This window comes from Flaviflexus massiliensis (assembly GCF_001375495.1).
GTDB classification, from domain to species: domain Bacteria; phylum Actinomycetota; class Actinomycetes; order Actinomycetales; family Actinomycetaceae; genus Flaviflexus; species Flaviflexus massiliensis.
The window spans coordinates 179,831-195,729 of record NZ_LN831056.1 but is presented as its reverse complement, the minus strand read 5'-3'; the positions used below and the strand labels follow the sequence as shown (position 1 = coordinate 195,729).

19 protein-coding genes are annotated in these 15,899 nt (G+C 59.1%); 9 read left to right on the top strand and 10 right to left on the bottom strand.

Annotation, left to right across the window (positions count from 1 at the left end; all coding sequences use genetic code 11):
- Window positions 1–38 precede the first annotated feature (38 nt).
- Window positions 39–1,228 (bottom strand): IS3 family transposase gene (locus tag BN1241_RS00925; RefSeq protein ID WP_390617980.1). Its coding sequence is split into 2 segments (ribosomal slippage): window positions 39–976 and window positions 976–1,228, totalling 1,191 coding nucleotides; the frame shifts between segments, so codons are not numbered across the junction.
- 66 nt (window positions 1,229–1,294) lie between these two features.
- Between BN1241_RS00925 and BN1241_RS12685 the strand changes: the two genes are divergently transcribed.
- Window positions 1,295–1,465 (top strand): hypothetical protein, encoded by a 171-nt coding sequence (locus BN1241_RS12685; RefSeq protein ID WP_222704354.1) that lies wholly within the window; start codon window positions 1,295–1,297, stop codon window positions 1,463–1,465.
- A gap of 265 nt (window positions 1,466–1,730) precedes the next feature.
- On the opposite strand, the gene BN1241_RS00915 is transcribed toward BN1241_RS12685, so the two are convergent.
- The 5 genes from BN1241_RS00915 to BN1241_RS00895 all read right to left on the bottom strand — a co-directional run bounded on the left by BN1241_RS00915 (window position 1,731) and on the right by BN1241_RS00895 (window position 5,391).
- The gene (locus BN1241_RS00915; RefSeq protein WP_230198233.1) at window positions 1,731–2,477 is read right to left on the bottom strand and encodes an alpha/beta fold hydrolase; all 747 of its coding nucleotides are present in this window, start codon (window positions 2,475–2,477) and stop codon (window positions 1,731–1,733) included.
- Between the two features lie 74 nt (window positions 2,478–2,551).
- Window positions 2,552–2,854: a HigA family addiction module antitoxin gene (locus BN1241_RS00910; RefSeq protein ID WP_054951873.1), complete on the bottom strand. Its 303-nt coding sequence runs from the start codon at window positions 2,852–2,854 to the stop codon at window positions 2,552–2,554.
- A complete protein-coding gene (locus tag BN1241_RS00905; RefSeq protein WP_054951872.1) occupies window positions 2,841–3,122 on the bottom strand; it encodes a type II toxin-antitoxin system RelE/ParE family toxin in 282 nt (93 codons plus the stop codon). The genes BN1241_RS00910 and BN1241_RS00905 overlap by 14 nt, the downstream gene beginning before the upstream one ends.
- 33 nt (window positions 3,123–3,155) lie before the next feature.
- Window positions 3,156–4,235: a redox-regulated ATPase YchF gene (gene ychF, locus BN1241_RS00900; protein ID WP_054951871.1), complete on the bottom strand. Its 1,080-nt coding sequence runs from the start codon at window positions 4,233–4,235 to the stop codon at window positions 3,156–3,158.
- Between the two features lie 274 nt (window positions 4,236–4,509).
- Complete coding sequence (locus BN1241_RS00895; RefSeq protein ID WP_054951870.1) at window positions 4,510–5,391, bottom strand: hypothetical protein; 882 nt, start codon at window positions 5,389–5,391, stop codon at window positions 4,510–4,512.
- Between the two features lie 107 nt (window positions 5,392–5,498).
- Here BN1241_RS00895 and BN1241_RS00890 point away from each other — a divergent pair, with 107 nt between their 5' ends.
- A complete protein-coding gene (locus tag BN1241_RS00890; RefSeq protein ID WP_054951869.1) occupies window positions 5,499–6,653 on the top strand; it encodes a DNA recombination protein RmuC in 1,155 nt (384 codons plus the stop codon).
- A gap of 107 nt (window positions 6,654–6,760) precedes the next feature.
- Here the strand turns inward: BN1241_RS00890 and BN1241_RS00885 are convergent, their stop codons facing one another.
- Window positions 6,761–7,801 carry a 4-hydroxy-3-methylbut-2-enyl diphosphate reductase gene (locus BN1241_RS00885; protein ID WP_054951988.1) on the bottom strand — a complete coding sequence of 347 codons (1,041 nt, stop codon included), beginning with the start codon at window positions 7,799–7,801 and terminating at the stop codon, window positions 6,761–6,763.
- A 167-nt stretch (window positions 7,802–7,968) separates the two neighbouring features.
- Here BN1241_RS00885 and xseA point away from each other — a divergent pair, with 167 nt between their 5' ends.
- Genes xseA through BN1241_RS00870 form a run of 3 tightly spaced genes read left to right on the top strand, consistent with a single transcriptional unit; the run spans window position 7,969 to window position 10,416 of the window.
- Window positions 7,969–9,228: an exodeoxyribonuclease VII large subunit gene (gene xseA, locus BN1241_RS00880; protein ID WP_054951868.1), complete on the top strand. Its 1,260-nt coding sequence runs from the start codon at window positions 7,969–7,971 to the stop codon at window positions 9,226–9,228.
- Window positions 9,215–9,463 carry an exodeoxyribonuclease VII small subunit gene (locus BN1241_RS00875; protein ID WP_054951867.1) on the top strand — a complete coding sequence of 83 codons (249 nt, stop codon included), beginning with the start codon at window positions 9,215–9,217 and terminating at the stop codon, window positions 9,461–9,463. The genes xseA and BN1241_RS00875 overlap by 14 nt, the downstream gene beginning before the upstream one ends.
- The gene (locus BN1241_RS00870; protein WP_054951866.1) at window positions 9,460–10,416 is read left to right on the top strand and encodes a PfkB family carbohydrate kinase; all 957 of its coding nucleotides are present in this window, start codon (window positions 9,460–9,462) and stop codon (window positions 10,414–10,416) included. The genes BN1241_RS00875 and BN1241_RS00870 overlap by 4 nt, the downstream gene beginning before the upstream one ends.
- Before the next feature lie 126 nt (window positions 10,417–10,542).
- Here BN1241_RS00870 and BN1241_RS00865 read toward each other — a convergent pair whose 3' ends face one another.
- On the bottom strand, window positions 10,543–11,334 hold the full coding sequence (locus tag BN1241_RS00865) for an isoprenyl transferase (protein WP_187117577.1): 792 nt from the start codon (window positions 11,332–11,334) through the stop codon (window positions 10,543–10,545).
- A gap of 35 nt (window positions 11,335–11,369) precedes the next feature.
- Between BN1241_RS00865 and trhA the strand changes: the two genes are divergently transcribed.
- Window positions 11,370–12,095 (top strand): PAQR family membrane homeostasis protein TrhA, encoded by a 726-nt coding sequence (gene trhA / locus BN1241_RS00860; protein WP_082418134.1) that lies wholly within the window; start codon window positions 11,370–11,372, stop codon window positions 12,093–12,095.
- 185 nt (window positions 12,096–12,280) lie between these two features.
- A complete protein-coding gene (locus tag BN1241_RS00855; RefSeq protein WP_077138212.1) occupies window positions 12,281–13,498 on the top strand; it encodes a PPK2 family polyphosphate kinase in 1,218 nt (405 codons plus the stop codon).
- 125 nt (window positions 13,499–13,623) lie between these two features.
- Here BN1241_RS00855 and BN1241_RS00850 read toward each other — a convergent pair whose 3' ends face one another.
- Window positions 13,624–13,941: a hypothetical protein gene (locus BN1241_RS00850; protein WP_054951864.1), complete on the bottom strand. Its 318-nt coding sequence runs from the start codon at window positions 13,939–13,941 to the stop codon at window positions 13,624–13,626.
- Window positions 13,941–14,801, bottom strand: a complete 861-nt coding sequence (mca, locus tag BN1241_RS00845) for a mycothiol conjugate amidase Mca (RefSeq protein WP_222704353.1) — start codon at window positions 14,799–14,801, stop codon at window positions 13,941–13,943. The genes BN1241_RS00850 and mca overlap by 1 nt, the downstream gene beginning before the upstream one ends.
- A 90-nt stretch (window positions 14,802–14,891) precedes the next feature.
- On the opposite strand from mca, the gene BN1241_RS00840 reads away from it, so the two are divergent.
- Both BN1241_RS00840 and greA read left to right on the top strand, forming a co-directional pair.
- Window positions 14,892–15,290, top strand: a complete 399-nt coding sequence (locus BN1241_RS00840) for a DUF4307 domain-containing protein (protein ID WP_054951862.1) — start codon at window positions 14,892–14,894, stop codon at window positions 15,288–15,290.
- Between the two features lie 87 nt (window positions 15,291–15,377).
- A complete protein-coding gene (gene greA, locus BN1241_RS00835; RefSeq protein WP_054951861.1) occupies window positions 15,378–15,860 on the top strand; it encodes a transcription elongation factor GreA in 483 nt (160 codons plus the stop codon).
- Window positions 15,861–15,899: the final 39 nt, after the last annotated feature.

Below are 15,899 nucleotides of genomic sequence, written 5' to 3'. Positions count from 1 at the left end.
GTCAAGAATCTTGAACAGTCGTTAGTGTTTTTCTTCTTTCACGCTGCCGTGGTAGCGAGGTCTTTCTCGTGGTCTTGCCAGGTCTGGACCGGGGTGCGGTAGCCGAGAGCGGAGTGCCGACGCTGGCGGTTGTAGAAAACCTCGATATAGTCCATGACCGCGAACCTGGCACGGGCCCGGGTGGTGAACACCTGGTGGTAGTACATCTCGTTCTTCAACGAGGCAAAGAAACTTTCCGCAACCGCATTGTCCCAGCACACCCCAGTCCGGCCTACCGAGGGGCGAACCTTGACCTTCTCGCAATATTTCTGAAATTCGCTCGAGGTGTACTGACTTCCTTTGTCCGCATGGAACACAGAATTCGGCGCGATGCGTCCGTGGTCGATGGCCATCCCCAACGCGTCGATCACCAGCGAGGTGCGCATGTGGGAAGCCATCTGCCAGCCCACCACCATCCGGGTGGATAGATCAATCACGGTGGCCAGGTACAGCCACCCTTCCCCGGTGCGCAGGTAGGTAATATCACCAACCAACGCGTGCCCGGGGGCGTGGGCAGCAGGATCGAAATTTCCCTCCAGCAGATCCGGAATCACCACCGGCTCCTCACCGACGATAGTGGTGCGCCGATAAGCACGTGGTTGAATCCCCGCTAACCCGAGCTCGCGCATGAGCTTGGCCACCAACCCCACCGACGCAGGGTAGCCGCGGTCGTTGAGTTCAGCGGTGATGCGCCGGCACCCGTACGTTTTGCGGTGCTCGTGGTAAATTTCCTGGATCAGGACCTTCAGCACCTCCCTACGGGCAGCCGAGGCGCTGACCTGATTCACCTGGGTACGCCAGGCATAGAAACTCGAGCGCGCCAGACCAAGTTGCGTGCACATCCACGCGATCGGATAGTTGTCCTTCTCCGCTTCGATCAGGGCAGCCTTCTCGGCTACCCCTGCTCCCGGGCGAAGAAGGCCGCGGCTTTTTTTAGGAACTCATTTTCCATCCGCAGCCGCCGATTCGCCTCTTCCAACTCCGCCAGCCGTCCGTAGTCGGCCGGGGTCATCTTCTTGGCCGGCTCTGGATTATCTTCCCGATACTTCTTCACCCAGTTCCCCAACGTGCCTGCATTGATCCCGAGCTCACCGGCAACCTCCACAATCGGTCGCTCGGACTGGATCACCAGTTGCACAGCCTCAGCTTTGAACTGCGCACTAAACTTACGCCTCGATGTTGAACCCATACCTTTGATTCTCCCTGATCAATGACTGTCCAACATCTTTAGTACACCCCAGGGGCGGGATGGTACGTGCTGCTGGGCACCTGGGTGCTGCTGGGCATCGGCACCTCGCTCGTCAACACGCCATCGTCGAGGCTACTGGCCGACGCGTCGACGACGGCGAACCGGAATCTCGTCTACACGGCCCAGTTCGCCCTCTCCCACGCTTGCTTCCTGGTCACCTACCCAATCGCGGGGTAGCTGGGTGCCGCGAATCTGACCGGCGCGGCTATCGCGCTTCTGATCCTGGCGGCGGTCGTCGGGGCTAACGCCGTGGGGTTTGCCCGCTCCCGACTCCTGCGGGCAGACACAGACATGCCCACGGTGACGAGTCAGCTCGGCCGCTGAGCGGAAGCATTTCAGGCGGCCGATAATGAACGCCGGATCGCGATCGTTCAATCGAGTGGCGACCTCAGCGGTTTAGTTCGAGAAGCGGAACTCCACCGCGTCGCCGCAGCTAACAACCTCAGCGGACACTGGTCCGCGAGTCGCTGGCCTGATCGCGAGATAACCAGCGGCGAAGCACGTCGATCCACTCGTCGAAGGCATCGAGGTGCGCATCATGGCTGCCGCCAGAGAGATCGACTCTGACCGTCTCGGGCCTGCGCCGGATCAGCTCGTCCTTGTCGGCATCGCTGAACATCCCGTGCTTGGCGAAAATCGCGAGAGTCGGAACCTGCAGAGCTTCCCACTCGCCCCAGCGCGGTTCATGCACAGCCTCGATCGTGCGTTGCATGACCGCGGCGTCGAAACGCGGGACGAGCCCATCATCCGTCGACTGGAGATCCGCTACCCAGGCATCAACGATCGCGTCATCACCGAGGAACTCGCGGGCAGCGGCCTCGTCCCGGAACGGAACCGACCAGGACGCGAAGTACGCGCCGAGACCAGCAGCCTCGCGCGGATCGTCACTTCCCGACACATGACCTTCGAGCATCACGAGCCCCTCGACCAGGTCTGGGCGCGCTGCTGCTGCGAGAAAAGCAGTGTGGGCTCCCATCGACTGCCCGACGAGCGTCGCTCGACTCCCTGGGGCGAGCTCCTCGATCGCCGCCACGACGTCGCCGACGAACGCGTCGCGGGATAGATCATCGGGAAGCCGCGTGCTCGCACCGTGCCCTCGCTGGTCCACGAGCAGGACCCGATGGTCCTGCAACGCTCGCGCCGTGCGCAGCAACTCCCGCGAGCTCCCGGCAAGCCCGTGCAGCAGCACGACGACAGGGCCGTCGCCGCCGAGGTCGGTGACCGCGATGCAGACGCCTCCGGGGCGTTGCACGACGCAGCTGGTCACGCGACCTGTAGCGGCGCGATCGCCGCGATCTGCTCACCTGCTGCGTCCTCGGCGCGGTCGAGCTCATAGTGGCTCTGCAGGTTGATCCAGAACTCGGCCGACGTGCCGAAGTACCTCGCGAGCCGCAGCGCCGTGTCTGCGCTGATCCCCCGCTTGCCGTGCACGATCTCGTTGATCCGCCGGGGCGGGACGCCGATCGACACGGCGAGCTTGTTCTGTGTGATGCCGAAGCCCTCGATGAAGTCCTCCATGAGGACCTCACCCGGGTGAATCGGCTCGATCCTGTCAGTGGTAGTCAACGATCTGCACCTCCTCTGGTCCAGCGTCGGTCCACACGAAGCAGATCCGCCACTGGTCGTTGATCCTGATGCTGTGCTGCCCGACCCGATCGCCCTTGAGCGCCTCGAGCCGATTGCCAGGCGGGACGCGGAGGTCCTCGAGAGACTTTGCAGACCCCACCTGACGTAGCTTGCGCAGCGCGACCCGATGGATCCTCGGATCGATCGAGCGCACGCGCTCACGACGCCACAGCCGTTCGGTGTCCTTGTTGCCGAACGATCTGATCACGAAACCAGTGTATAACGGAGTCCGTCATTAACGCTATACGTTAAACCTGAACTCCACGACGTCACCGTCACGCATGATGTAGTCTTTTCCTTCCATTCGGACCTTGCCTGCAGCTTTCGCTTCCTGCATGCCGCCCAGTTCTACGAGGTCGTCGTAGGAGACAATTTCTGCCTTGATAAAGCCGCGTTCAAAGTCGGTGTGGATGACACCCGCAGCCTGCGGAGCGGTCCACCCCTTCTCGATGGTCCAGGCCCGTGTTTCTTTCTCGCCAGCCGTGAGGTAGGTCTGAAGGCCAAGGGTTTCAAAACCAACCCGCGCAAGCTTGTCGAGTCCGGCTTCTTCTTGACCGGTGGCTTCCAGCATCTCCTGGGCTTCTTCTTCGGAAAGCTCAACGAGTTCCGATTCGAACTTTGCGTCGAGGAAGATCGCTTCGGCAGGAGCAACGAGGTCGCGCAGTTCCTGCTGCATCTTCTCATCCGCCAGACCCTCATCGTCCGTGTTGAAGACGTAAATGAAGGGCTTCGCGGTCATGAGCTGGAAGGAGCGAATAATCTCGGGATCAAACTGGTCTCGGACCGAGTTGATGGTCTTACCCTCTTCCAGGACCTTGAGTGCGGCCTGTGCGGTGTCGAGGTATTCCTTCGGGGTCTTCTTGCCCTTCACCTCTTTGTCGAGCCTCGGAATCTGCTTCTCAAGAGTCTGCATGTCAGCCAACAGAAGTTCCGTCGTGATGGTCTCAATGTCAGAGGCCGGATCGACCTTGCCATCAACGTGGGTGATGTCAGGATCGGCAAATGCTCGCGTGACCTGGCAGATGGCATCGGCTTCACGAATATTGGCGAGGAACTGGTTTCCGAGTCCCTCACCTTCGGATGCGCCGCGGACGATGCCGGCGATGTCAACGAACGAGACAGTGGCGGGGATGATCTTCCGAGCATCGAAGATCTCGTAGAGGACTTTGAGTCGCGGGTCGGGAAGCGGGACCACACCAACGTTAGGTTCGATCGTCGCGAATGGGTAGTTCGCTGCGAGAACGGTTGCTCGCGTGAGAGCGTTGAACAGGGTCGACTTGCCGACATTAGGGAGTCCGGCGATTCCAATTGTTAGTGCCACAGTCGACCATTCTAGTAGATAACAGGGCCGCGTTCGGTGGTGGGATAGTCACATGCCATACCCCAACGAATTGAAATGGAACGGTGGCTTTTCGCCCCTGCCACCCACGTGACCGGAGTCGGAAGCCTTCCAAGCCTGACGATAATGGTTGCCCGGTTAGCTGACCTCCTCTACTGAAGAGCTACCGCTAATCAAGCGTTGTCACCTGAGAATTGAATTCCGATGGTCTGTGCCCTGCTGCTAGTGCTAATTGAAATGAAGGCTTTGGTTGCTCTCAGGAATTGCGGGGCGAGAAGCTCGGCGGGTCCGGCGCCTCGGTTACGACCTGCTGTCCGAGAACCACGTTTCCGCTGTGGGGCTGATTGGCGTCAACGAGGTGTGCAACTTGCTGGTATGGGATGAGATTGCTAGTACCGCTAATAGCGCCCTTGAGGCGCCCAATGGCCCACAGGACATATCCGGCAATGAGGAATCCAACTAGCAGACCTACTACTACGGTGAAGAAGTTGTCGGCATTCGGGTCGAGGAAGTTGTACATGGGTCCGCCACCGCCATCACGGACCGCATCCCACCAGTACACGGCCAGGTACGGGAGGATCAGCACCGCCCACAGAATGGGAACTGCCGGGTGGAGCCGTTCTTGGTTTCTTCCGACGAAGATCCAGTCGATGGCGACAAGGATGGGCACGAGAAGGTGGGCGAAGAGACCGCGCATATCCGGGTACGTACCGTCGAGAAGTGTGGAAAAGATAATGCCGGTCATGACTGACATGAGAACAGCAAGCCCTCGGAACCAGCCCTGATCCGGTTCCATTCTGGTTCTCAACGACCCAGACTTGAATACGCGGAGAATAGAAGCCCCGTATGCGAGGGTAACGATGACAGCCGAGAGGGTCGTGAAGTAAATTGCCTGGTCGAAGGCTCCCTCCCAGGTCCCAGTCCGTTGATAGGCATTGTGGACCATGGCGAATGCTGACCAGCCTGCCATGCAGACAATCATGAGCCTGAAGACAAGTGTCAGAGCAAAGGTTGCGTTGTGGGTGGCCGGCAGAAACGAATCAACCTCTGTGACTCTCACCCCCTGCACCTGCCACACCCGACGATCGCGATATTCCACGCTCCCGCGCGGATCTGACCCACCGTATACGTTCGACATTGCCGTCTCCTTCCCTCCCCGTAACACTACTGAATGGGTCCTTCGTTTTCTTACCGCTGGTGAGTTTTGGTCACAAAAGTGCCCTTCCCGTTTGGCAAAGTTGAAGCATGGAAATCCCTCCCCTGCTGTTTGTTCTCGCGATCCTTGTCGTTCTCGCTGTCGGCATTGCCGTCGGATACTTTCTGGGTGTTGCCCGCACCCGCATCACCTCCGCCGAGGCACGGGTGGAGATGGCGGAGGTGAGAGCACGTTCCGAGCGTCTCGAAGAAGAGAACAACGGATTGATCGAACGCGCCAGCCGGGATCAGAACCTTCTCCAGGCCCTCGCCCCCATCACAACCAAGCTCGCGGACATGACGACCAAGGTGCAGCAGATGGAGCGGCACCAGGTCTCCGCTACCGCGCGCCTGGGAGAGCAGCTCACAAACAGCAGCCAGGCATCGAAGGAACTCCTCAACGTCACGACTTCACTCCGGAGTGCATTGACCTCAACAAGCTCGCGAGGAGTGTGGGGTGAGGCCGAACTCGAACGGATCGTGACCGCTGCGGGCATGCTCCCCCACGTTCACTTTGACACCCAGACAGCAATTGGTGGGCAGCGGCCCGACATGCTCATCTACCTGCCCGGGGATGGCACCATTGCTGTCGATGCGAAGGTCCCGCTCAGCGCCTACCTGAAGGCAGCAGAACTGACGAACGATGTAAACAGAGCTGAGGAGCGTTCACAGCTCTTGAACGAGCACGCGAAAGCAGTGCGTTCGCACATTCTTGAACTCGCCAAGCGCAATTACCCGAGCCAGTTCCCGGGCTCCCCTCAGCTCACGATCATGTTTCTGCCCGCCGAATCACTACTCTCCGAAGCCGTACAGGCAAATCCTGCTCTCCTGGATGAGGCTGCAAAGCTCGGTGTAGCCCTCACCTCTCCCTCATCGCTTCTCGCCCTTCTGCGTGCCGTGGCCAGCACCTGGTCCACCTCCCGCGTCACGGAGGAAGCGGGCGAGGTCCTGGCATTGGGGAAGGACCTCGTGCAACGCCTCGGTGATCTGAGTAAGCATCTGACCAATGTCGGAACTCACCTGTCACGCACGGTCAAGGCCTACAATCAGTCAATCGGTACCCTAGAGAACAGGCTCCTCGTGACAGCAAGGAACTTTGATTCGCTCCCTTCCGACAACTTGGAGGTTCCCCAGCTCAGCAACGAAGCGACCCAGATCCGCAGCATTTCCCGAGCAGAATTGCTGGATGAGGCGTCAGGAAGCTAGGAAAACCGCGAGCGCACAAACCTCGTAACCTGCACAATGCCATTCAAGCGTTAGGGGTGTGTAGTTACCGAATTGGTAGCTGCACGCACCCTATTACTTGTCAGTTCTTAAGCGCGGCGTGCCGGGCGGAGCTTCTTCGGTGCCCGGTCGGGTTCGTAACCCGCGGCCTTGAGATCAGCCCGAAGGTTCTTGGGAAGGGTGAACTGCACATTTTCGGTTGCGGTCGTGACAGTTTCGACGTCCGTGTAGCCATGCTCGGCCAAGAGTTCCAGAACTCCACGGACGAGGATCTCGGGAACCGACGCTCCTGAGCTCAGGCCGATGTTCTTGGCTCCCTCGAACCAGGCCAGGTCCACCTGGTCGGCGTTGTCAACGCGATAGGCTGCCCCGGCCCCGGCTTCGAGTGCGACTTCGACAAGTCGGACGGAGTTGGAGGAGTTAGCGGAGCCTACGATGATGACTACGTCTGCCCGGGGCCCGATCTGTTTGATGGCGACCTGACGGTTTTGGGTGGCATAGCAAATGTCGTCCGAGGGCGGGTCCTGAATATTGGGGAATCGCTTCCGTAGGAGATCGACTGTCACCATGGTTTCGTCAACCGAAAGTGTCGTTTGGGAGAGCCAGATGACCTTGTCGGGGTCTCGAACCTCAATCTTGTCGACATCTTCGGGACCATTGACGACCTGAATATGGTCGGGTGCTTCTCCCTGGGTGCCTTCAACCTCTTCGTGGCCTTCGTGGCCAATAAGAAGAATGTCGAAGTCGGAGCTGGCGAAGCGGACTGCCTCCTTGTGCACCTTGGTCACAAGAGGGCATGTCGCATCAATCGTTGCGAGGTTCCGCGAGGCTGCCTCTTGGTGTACTGCGGGTGAGACACCGTGTGCTGAGAACACGACGCGTGCGCCTTCGGGGACTTCATCGGTTTCGTCGACAAAGATCGCTCCCCGCTTGGTCAGGGTCTCGACCACGAACTTGTTGTGGACGATTTCCTTGCGGACATAGATTGGTGCACCGTACAGCTCCAGTGCTTTTTCTACCGCGTCGACTGCCCTGTCCACTCCTGCACAGTAGCCGCGCGGGGCCGCGAGAAGGACCTTCTTGCCATCCTCGCTCGGGGCAGAAGGAACCTCGCCGGGGAATGCTGAAATCCCTGCGAGTGACGACGGATGCGATGAAGTGCTCACGTTCACTACCCTACGCGAGGCCGGCACGTTCAGCCACGGTCTTGACGACCTCACCGGAATAGTCATGGGAGTGAGTGAGGGTTGGGACCTAATTTGGATTTTCCTTCCGCGGACATGGGAAACTACAGAATATGAGCTCGCAGGTCGTTGTTCCACCCGATCTACCACAGCTGGCGGCGGAAACTTCTGCGGACCGGCCGTGGCCGCTCGCCCTGCTCTCAAACAAGATCTCCGAGTACGTGGCTCGCATGTCTCCCCTGTGGGTGGAGGGCGAGGTCCTGCAATACACCCCACGAGCATCGTCCCGCGTCCAGTTCTTTACGCTTCGGGACCTGTCGGAGCAGATCTCGGTGAACTGCAAAGCTTGGACGAATGTCGTTCCCGACGACTTCGCTGAAGGGTCCCGAGTCATTCTGCGCGTCAAACCTGACTACTGGGTGGGTAACGGATCACTCTCACTTCAGGTAGCCGAGGTTCGTTTCGCCGGTGTCGGTGACCTGCTAGCACGCCTGGAAGCACTGCGGAAGCGGCTGGGAGAAGAGGGACTATTCCGTGCGGATCGTAAGAAGCCCCTCCCCTTCCTGCCTCGCAAGATCGGCCTGATTTGTGGCTCGAACGCGAAAGCGAAGGATGACGTGATCGTCAACGCTCAGGCCCGCTGGCCGGAGGTCGAATTCGTTATACGTGAAGTTAAGGTCCAGGGCGCTGCTAGCCCCGAACAAGTGCGCGGCGCACTGGCGGAGTTAGATGACATGCCCGAGGTGGATGTCATTGTCATCGCTCGCGGTGGTGGCTCCGTTGAGGACCTGATGCCGTTTTCCGATGAGGGGCTGGTACGAGCTGTAGTCGCCGCACAGACCCCTGTTGTCACCGCCATCGGTCACGAAGGTGATCGACCGATCGTGGATGATGCTGCCGATTATCGTGCTTCGACCCCGACCGATGCTGCGAAACGCATCGTTCCCGAGGTCGCAGAAGAAAAGAAGATTCTTATGGAGGGGGTGCGTCGGGGCAGACTTGCGATTGATCGCCGCCTGACAGTGGCCCAGTCGGAGCTCGAAAGCCTCATGACCCGCCCCGTTCTCGCCAATCCCCATTCCCTTGTTGATACCCACCAGGACGACATTGACCGGTTGAGGGATAGGTTGACGGAGCTCATGGACCGGAAGATTGAAACCGGCACCGTTGCTCTCGATTCTCTCGTCCGGCACCTGCGGTCACTCTCTCCCCAGTCTGTTCTTGACCGCGGGTACGCGGTTTTACGAACCCGTGACGGTGTCGTCCGGGATTCTTCAACTCTTGAAGTAGGTGACCGAGTGGAGGCGCTACTTGCGTCTGGGAAGCTCGGCCTTGACGTCATAGCAATAAGGAGTAGCGATGACAACGAATAGCAATCCTCACGGCGATATTGCCGGGCTCAGCTACGAAGAAGCACGCACCCAGCTTGTTGAGATCGTGACGAAGCTCGAGCAGGGCACCGACTCTCTCGAAGAATCCATTACCGCCTGGGAACGGGGCGAGGCTCTCGCCCGACGCTGCCAGCAGTGGCTGGATGGTGCCCGGGTCCGCCTCCAGGCGGCACAAACCGGCCGTAAGTCGGCCGAGTCTGAGGATGATGGGGAATGACCTGCTTCGTTGTCGGCGAGTCTCTCGTCGACGTGTTCGAAACAGAGGAAGGCACTGTTGAGCTTCCCGGCGGAGCACCGTATAACGTTGCTCGCGGGCTCGCGCTCCTCGGCCGCAAGGTTAACCTCGCAACCGACATTGGCTCAGGCCCTCGCGCCAGTGTCCTGAAAGAGACACTCACGAAGTCCGGCGCTAAGCTGTGGCCCGGCTCCGAAACCGACAACCCCACCTCGTCGGCCCGAGCAACCGTGGGTTCCGACGGTCAGGGTACCTACGAGTTTGATCTGCACTTCACGCCACCGGTGGCTCCCGTACCGGGCACCGAAGAAGCACGGCAACTGGTTTCTCTCTCCCCCAGCATCCTGCACACCGGCTCCCTCGCCGTTCACGTTGCCCCCGAGGTCATGAGGGGCTGGATTCACGCGCTCTCCGATGTTTCGACAATTTCGTACGACCCGAACTACCGGGAGGGACTTGGCCCCCACGATCAGGTCCTGGAACGGACCGAGGAGTTCATTCGCCTGTCAGATGTGGTCAAGGCTTCGCAGGCTGACCTGCGCGCACTATATCCGACCATGTCACAGCAGGCTGTGATTAGCAGATGGTTGAGCATGGGACCGCAACTCGTCGCGATCACTGGTGGCAGCGAGGGCGCGGTTGTTGCCACCGAGAATGTTCAGGTCCGATCCACCACCCCACCCGTCACGGTCGTTGACCAGGTCGGAGCTGGTGACGCCTTCATGTCAGGACTGATCGACGCGCTCGGTCGGACGAGCATGCTCGGTGTTGGTTCACGAGAATCTCGACGCCGCCTGTCCGAACGCCAACTGACCTCCATCGCCGGTTATGCGAATGCTGGGGCGGCGATCACCGTCTCCCGCCGAGGCGCGGTTCCTCCCACTCGCGATGAGCTTCTCGATTTCGTCTCGTCCTATTCGGTCGTGAGTAGTTAGTCCGAAACCTCCTGCCCCACAAAACGTCCTCTCCCGCGAACACACCGCTCTTGAGCGGGGCGAAGGACAATCTTTCGTCCAGACTTGTGGACCTTCTACGGTTAGTTGCACCCTGTCTTTCGCGGGTTAGCGTCCGTGGCGGCGGTCCCGAAGCTCGTATGCTCGGAGCGCACGGAGGAAGTCTGTGCGCCGGAAGTCGGGCCAATAGGCTTCACAGAAATAGTATTCGGAGTGGACTGTTTGCCAGGGCATAAAGCCCGACAGGCGCTGTTCACCCGAGGTCCGGATAACAAGGTCGGGGTCGGGTTGTCCACGGGTGTAGAGATGCGCTTCGATTTCATCGATCGAGACTGCCGCCGCGATCTCGTCGGCCGCCAATCCTTCCTCAGCTTTCGTCAGGATAAATTCCCGAACAGCTTCCGTGATTTCACTGCGACCGCCGTACCCCACAGCCACGTTGACCCAGGCCCCGTTACTATCCTGGGTTGAGGCGATCGCATCGGTGATGCGTTTCTGGTGCTCATCATTGAGAAGTTTAAGGTCTCCCACGTGGTGGAGCTTCCAGTGTCCCTGGTAGGCGAGCCGTTCAACGGTCGCCACGATGATCTCCGACAGGTCATCAATTTCCTGCTGGGAGCGACTGAGGTTCTCGGTGGAGAGGAGCCAGAGGGTGACGAGCTCGATGCCGGCCTCATCGCACCAGTTGAGAAACTCGCTGATCTTGTCGGCGCCCCTCCGGTGACCATCGGCGGCAGTTGCACCAACCGTTTTCGCCCACCGCCTGTTTCCGTCAAGGATGACTCCAACGTGGCGGGGCAGGCGGGATCTATCCAGAGACCGCGAGACCCGATTCTCGTAGACCTGGTACACAATATCTTTGATTGACACGTGAGAGTGCTCCCTTCGGAAACTACTCATAGGTTACCCGTAGGGTGACACGATATTCTGAACTTATGACGTCGATTGATCAGGTTACTTCTCACGACAACGGTTCGGGAACGCCTTCTCGGGAGCCGCGGGGCTCCTACCGGGAGATTCGCAGGCAGGCGGGTAAACCAGCGGCTCGTGGTCTCCTCCATCTCATCGCAACACCCCTTGCTATCGCTTTCTGCATTGTCCTCATTGTCATGTCAGATACGGGTACCCAGGCTGTTGGGGCGGCCGTTTTCCTTTTTGCATCCACCGCCCTCTTTGGTTTCTCTGCCCTCTACCACCTTGGTAACTGGTCACCGAAAGTTCTTGCGATCATGCGCAAGATCGATCACGCCAATATCTTTGTCCTTATCGCGGGCACGTACACGCCAATCTCTCTCATTCTCCTCGAAGGTTCTTCGCTCGTCACGTGTCTCAGTGTCGTGTGGGGCGGCGCCATTATCGGCAGCATCATGCACATCTCCTGGATCGATTTCCCCAGGTGGCTGTACGTAGCTCTCTATGTTGCTGTTGGTTGGATAGCGATCTGGTATTTGCCTGAGATCTGGCGAAACGGCTCACCCACGGTCGTCATTCTCATCATCGCCGGTGGCGTCATCTACACGATCGGTGCTCTCTTCTACGCAACAAAACGGCCCAATCCCTGGCCACGCCACTTTGGTTTCCACGAGTTCTTCCACCTGTGCACGGTGCTCGCCTATGCCTGCCACGCGGTCGCCATCGCCCTCGCCTACGCCGGCGTCTAGCTCACGAGCTTCCACACATATAGCCTCCAGAATTCTCGTAGTTAAAAAGCCTCACCGGTGATAAGAACGAGAATTCTTAGGACGTAACGGGTCAAGTCCTGCCGCAAAGCGGCAGGACTTTCTTCCACGCAGGGCGTGCCGTATCCGTTACACTCGTACAATCCTGAATCGACTAGGAGGATACAATGGCAAAGAAGCTCTGGGACACGTCCCCTCACTTGGCGTTACGTGCGGGGCCCGATTTTGCTCTCGCCGCGCTCGATCGCTCCAGCACCCCCGGTTTCACCGGGGATAAGGCCGATGGGCAGGAGCGTATGGCAGACCGCGGTGAGCTGCTCAGCGAACTTCAGGAACGCCTGTTTGCCGACGGAAAGCACGGCGGCACTCGCTCAGTACTCCTCATCATTCAGGGCCTCGATACTGCGGGGAAGGGTGGGATTGTCCGTCACGTCATGGGCATGGTCGACCCTCAGGGCGTCTCCCTTGCTTCGTTTGGTGTACCCACGAAAGAAGAGCTAGCCCACCACTACCTGTGGCGGATCAAGAAGGAACTGCCAGAGCCGGGCAAGATCGGTGTCTTCGACCGCTCGCATTACGAGGATGTTCTCGTTGCTCGGGTCGACAATCTTGTCGAGGAGCAGGTGTGGCGCAAGCGTTATGCGGAGATCAACCGGTTTGAGCAGAGACTGGTTGACTCTGGGACAACGATTATCAAAGTCGCCCTCATGTGCTCCTACGAAGAGCAGGCCAGACGCATTCTTGAGCGCATTGAACGACCCGACAAGCGTTGGAAGCACAATCCTGGTGACCTCGACACGAGAGCAAAATGGGATGAATACCAGGATGCCTACCAGGATGTTTTCCGGTACACCTCAACCGATCACGCACCCTGGTACGTGGTCCCCGCCGACAAGAAGTGGTACGCCCGCGTCGCCATCACCGAACTCGTCACCCAGGCCCTTATCGACATCGACCCGAAGTGGCCAAACCCCCGCTGGCAGGTAGCGGTCCAGCGACGCAGACTGCTCTCAACCGTCGAACCCGAACTCGCCAAGCATCTCGAAGAAACAGTTGCGGAACAGCTCAAGGAGGCAAAGGAAGAGTACGGCGACTACCTGGCACTCAAGGACTCCGTGGCACAACTGAAAGATGTCGACAATGGGGAGCGCGCACCCGCGACCACAAACTCTGATCAGGACAATGGCGAGAAGGACACTGAATCTTCCGACTCGTCCGAGTCGTCCTCGAAGAAGTCAGGCGATTCTGCGGAGCACTCCGTAACGAAGAAGTCCGCCGGCTCTGGAGCAAAGGACTCCAAGGCAGGCTCGGGCTCCAAGAAAAATACGAAGAAGCAGGACAAGAAGAACAAGAAAAAGAAGTCCAAGAAAAAGGGTAAGAAGTAGCCGCCCCTTGGACCAGTCATGGTCCAAGTCGGGAGGGTAGATGTGGGGAGGGGTGACGACGTAGTCGTCACCCCTCCTTAAGCGTCCGTTTATTCCCCTCCGCCGGGAACAAGCTCCCTCAGTGCTTACTTGGGAGATTGGGAGGATGCGGCCGGCAGAGTCTCTTCCGTTCCTGTCTCCTCAGCTGGCTTTCCGGTCTCGGCCTTTGCCTTCTCGCTCGCTTCCTTCTCTGCGGCGCGTGCCTCCGCCTTCTTTGCGGCTTCAACCCTGGCGTTGTGGTTGATCTTGCGAAGGGAGCGGTTCATTGCCCACATGAGGAATGCGACGGCAATTCCGATGAAGAAGAAACCGAGGAGGAAGCCTTCGACGCCCGGGGTTGCTTCCCACGGTTCTGTCGGAATGTCATCGGTCGAGTCGGGGTCCATGAGGTTGAGGAGGAACACTAGATTTCAATCCTTGCGAAGAGGTCGGTTTCAATCTCGTCTGATCTACCCACCGTGGAGTAGGCGAGTTCAAACTCTTCCCACGGCCACACTCGTGCCTCAATGTCGCGGGGCACCGCCATGAAGAACCCATCCGGGTCGATCTGGGTGGCGTGCGCAAGGAGAGCTCGGTCGCGTTGCGGGAAGTATTCGTGCACGTCGAGGCGTGCATGGACCGGGCGAGTCGGTGCCTTGCCACGGTTGGAGAGCCACTCCTGGAACGGAGACTCGTGGCCGTCGCGCTCGAGTTCTTCGTGAATGGCGATAATGCGGTCCTTGGAGAACGACACATCGTAGTACACCTTGGAAACCTCCCAGGCGGGTCCCGCTTCGGGGAACTGCTCCGGGTCGGCCGCGGCCTTGACCGCAGCCATCGATACCTCGTGGACCCGGATGTGGTCCGGGTGCGGGTAGCCGCCGAGCTCGTTATAGGTGGTCACGACCTGGGGCTTGAATTCACGAATCTGGGCAACAAGCCTGCCCACGGGTTCTTCGATGGGGACAACCGAGAAGCATCCTTCGGGTAGCGGGGGCATCGGATCGCCCTCCGGCAGGCCCGAGTCAACGAATCCCAGCCAGTGGTGTTCAATATTGAGATGCTCGGCGGCTTGACGCATCTCCTCCCTACGCACCTCGTGCATGTTCTCTTCGATGTCGGTGCGTCCGGCTAGTCTCGGGTTCAGAATGGAGCCGCGTTCACCACCGGTACATGTCACTACCCGGACCCGTCCAAGCGTGGCATAGTGTGCCATCGTGGCAGCACCCTTCGACGATTCATCGTCCGGATGTGCATGGATCGCCATGAGTCGTGGTTGCGACACTGATTCTCTTCCCTCCAACAATTATGTTCTTTGTCGATAATACTGAGACAATCAGTTACTAGACTAATCTCTTTCCGAAAGGCGTAACCTGTGAGAAAGAACGACATTCCGGCCGAACTTCACGATCGGTATGGGTTGGATCGCAATCCGTTGCGGGTTGTCGGCATTGTTCTCGTCGTTCTCGCCGTTGTCTTCGCATCGGTTGCGATCGCGCTCCAGTTTATTGGTCGCGGACCCCACATCGAGCTTCACAACACTGGGCACAAGGTTCTCTCAGATTCGCAGGTACGCCTCGATTTCCGGGTTCACGGTGAGCCGGGGGTCGAACTCGAATGCACGGCAACCGCGGTGAATGACGACTTTGCTGAAGTTGGAGCTCAGTCGTGGACGTGGACGATGGAGAAGGAAACCGAGGTACGTGAGCTTGTCCTCGCAACATCCGAGCGAGCAGCCACCGGATCTGTCGAATATTGTGTACCTACGTCCTAGGTCTCACGCTCAACACCTGCTAACATAAATTTTTAAGCCTGCCGCACCTATGCGGCATTTTTCTTACTCTCAACCAAGGAGACCAACATGGCTGAATCGCAGACCACGTGGCTGTCGCAAGAAAGCTTCGACCGCCTCTCCGCGGAGCTTCGCGACCTCGAGACCCGCGGTCGCGAAGAAGTCGCGGAACGTATTGAGGCCGCTCGCTCGGAGGGCGACCTCAAGGAGAACGGTGGCTACCATGCTGCTCGTGAAGAGCAGTCGAAGATGGAGGGGCGAATCATTGAGCTCACGCACCTCCTCCGTAACGCCCAGGTGGGTGAAGGCAACGTCGATACATCCAAAGTTGGTCCCGGCGTTGTTGTGACCGCCGAGATCAACGGTAAGGAGCAGAAGTTCCTGCTCGGTTCCCGTCAGGCGGCTGCCGACCTCAACATCAGCGTGTTCCCGGAAGCAGCACCCCTTGGTGCGGCAATCATGGGCGCCACGGTTGGTGACGAACGGTCTTACAAGGCACCCAATGGCAAGGACATTGCCGTGAAGATTATCGGCCTCGAATCGCTACGCTAAAGGCAACCGTTGTCGACGTGGGGAGTGCGCTCGTGCGCA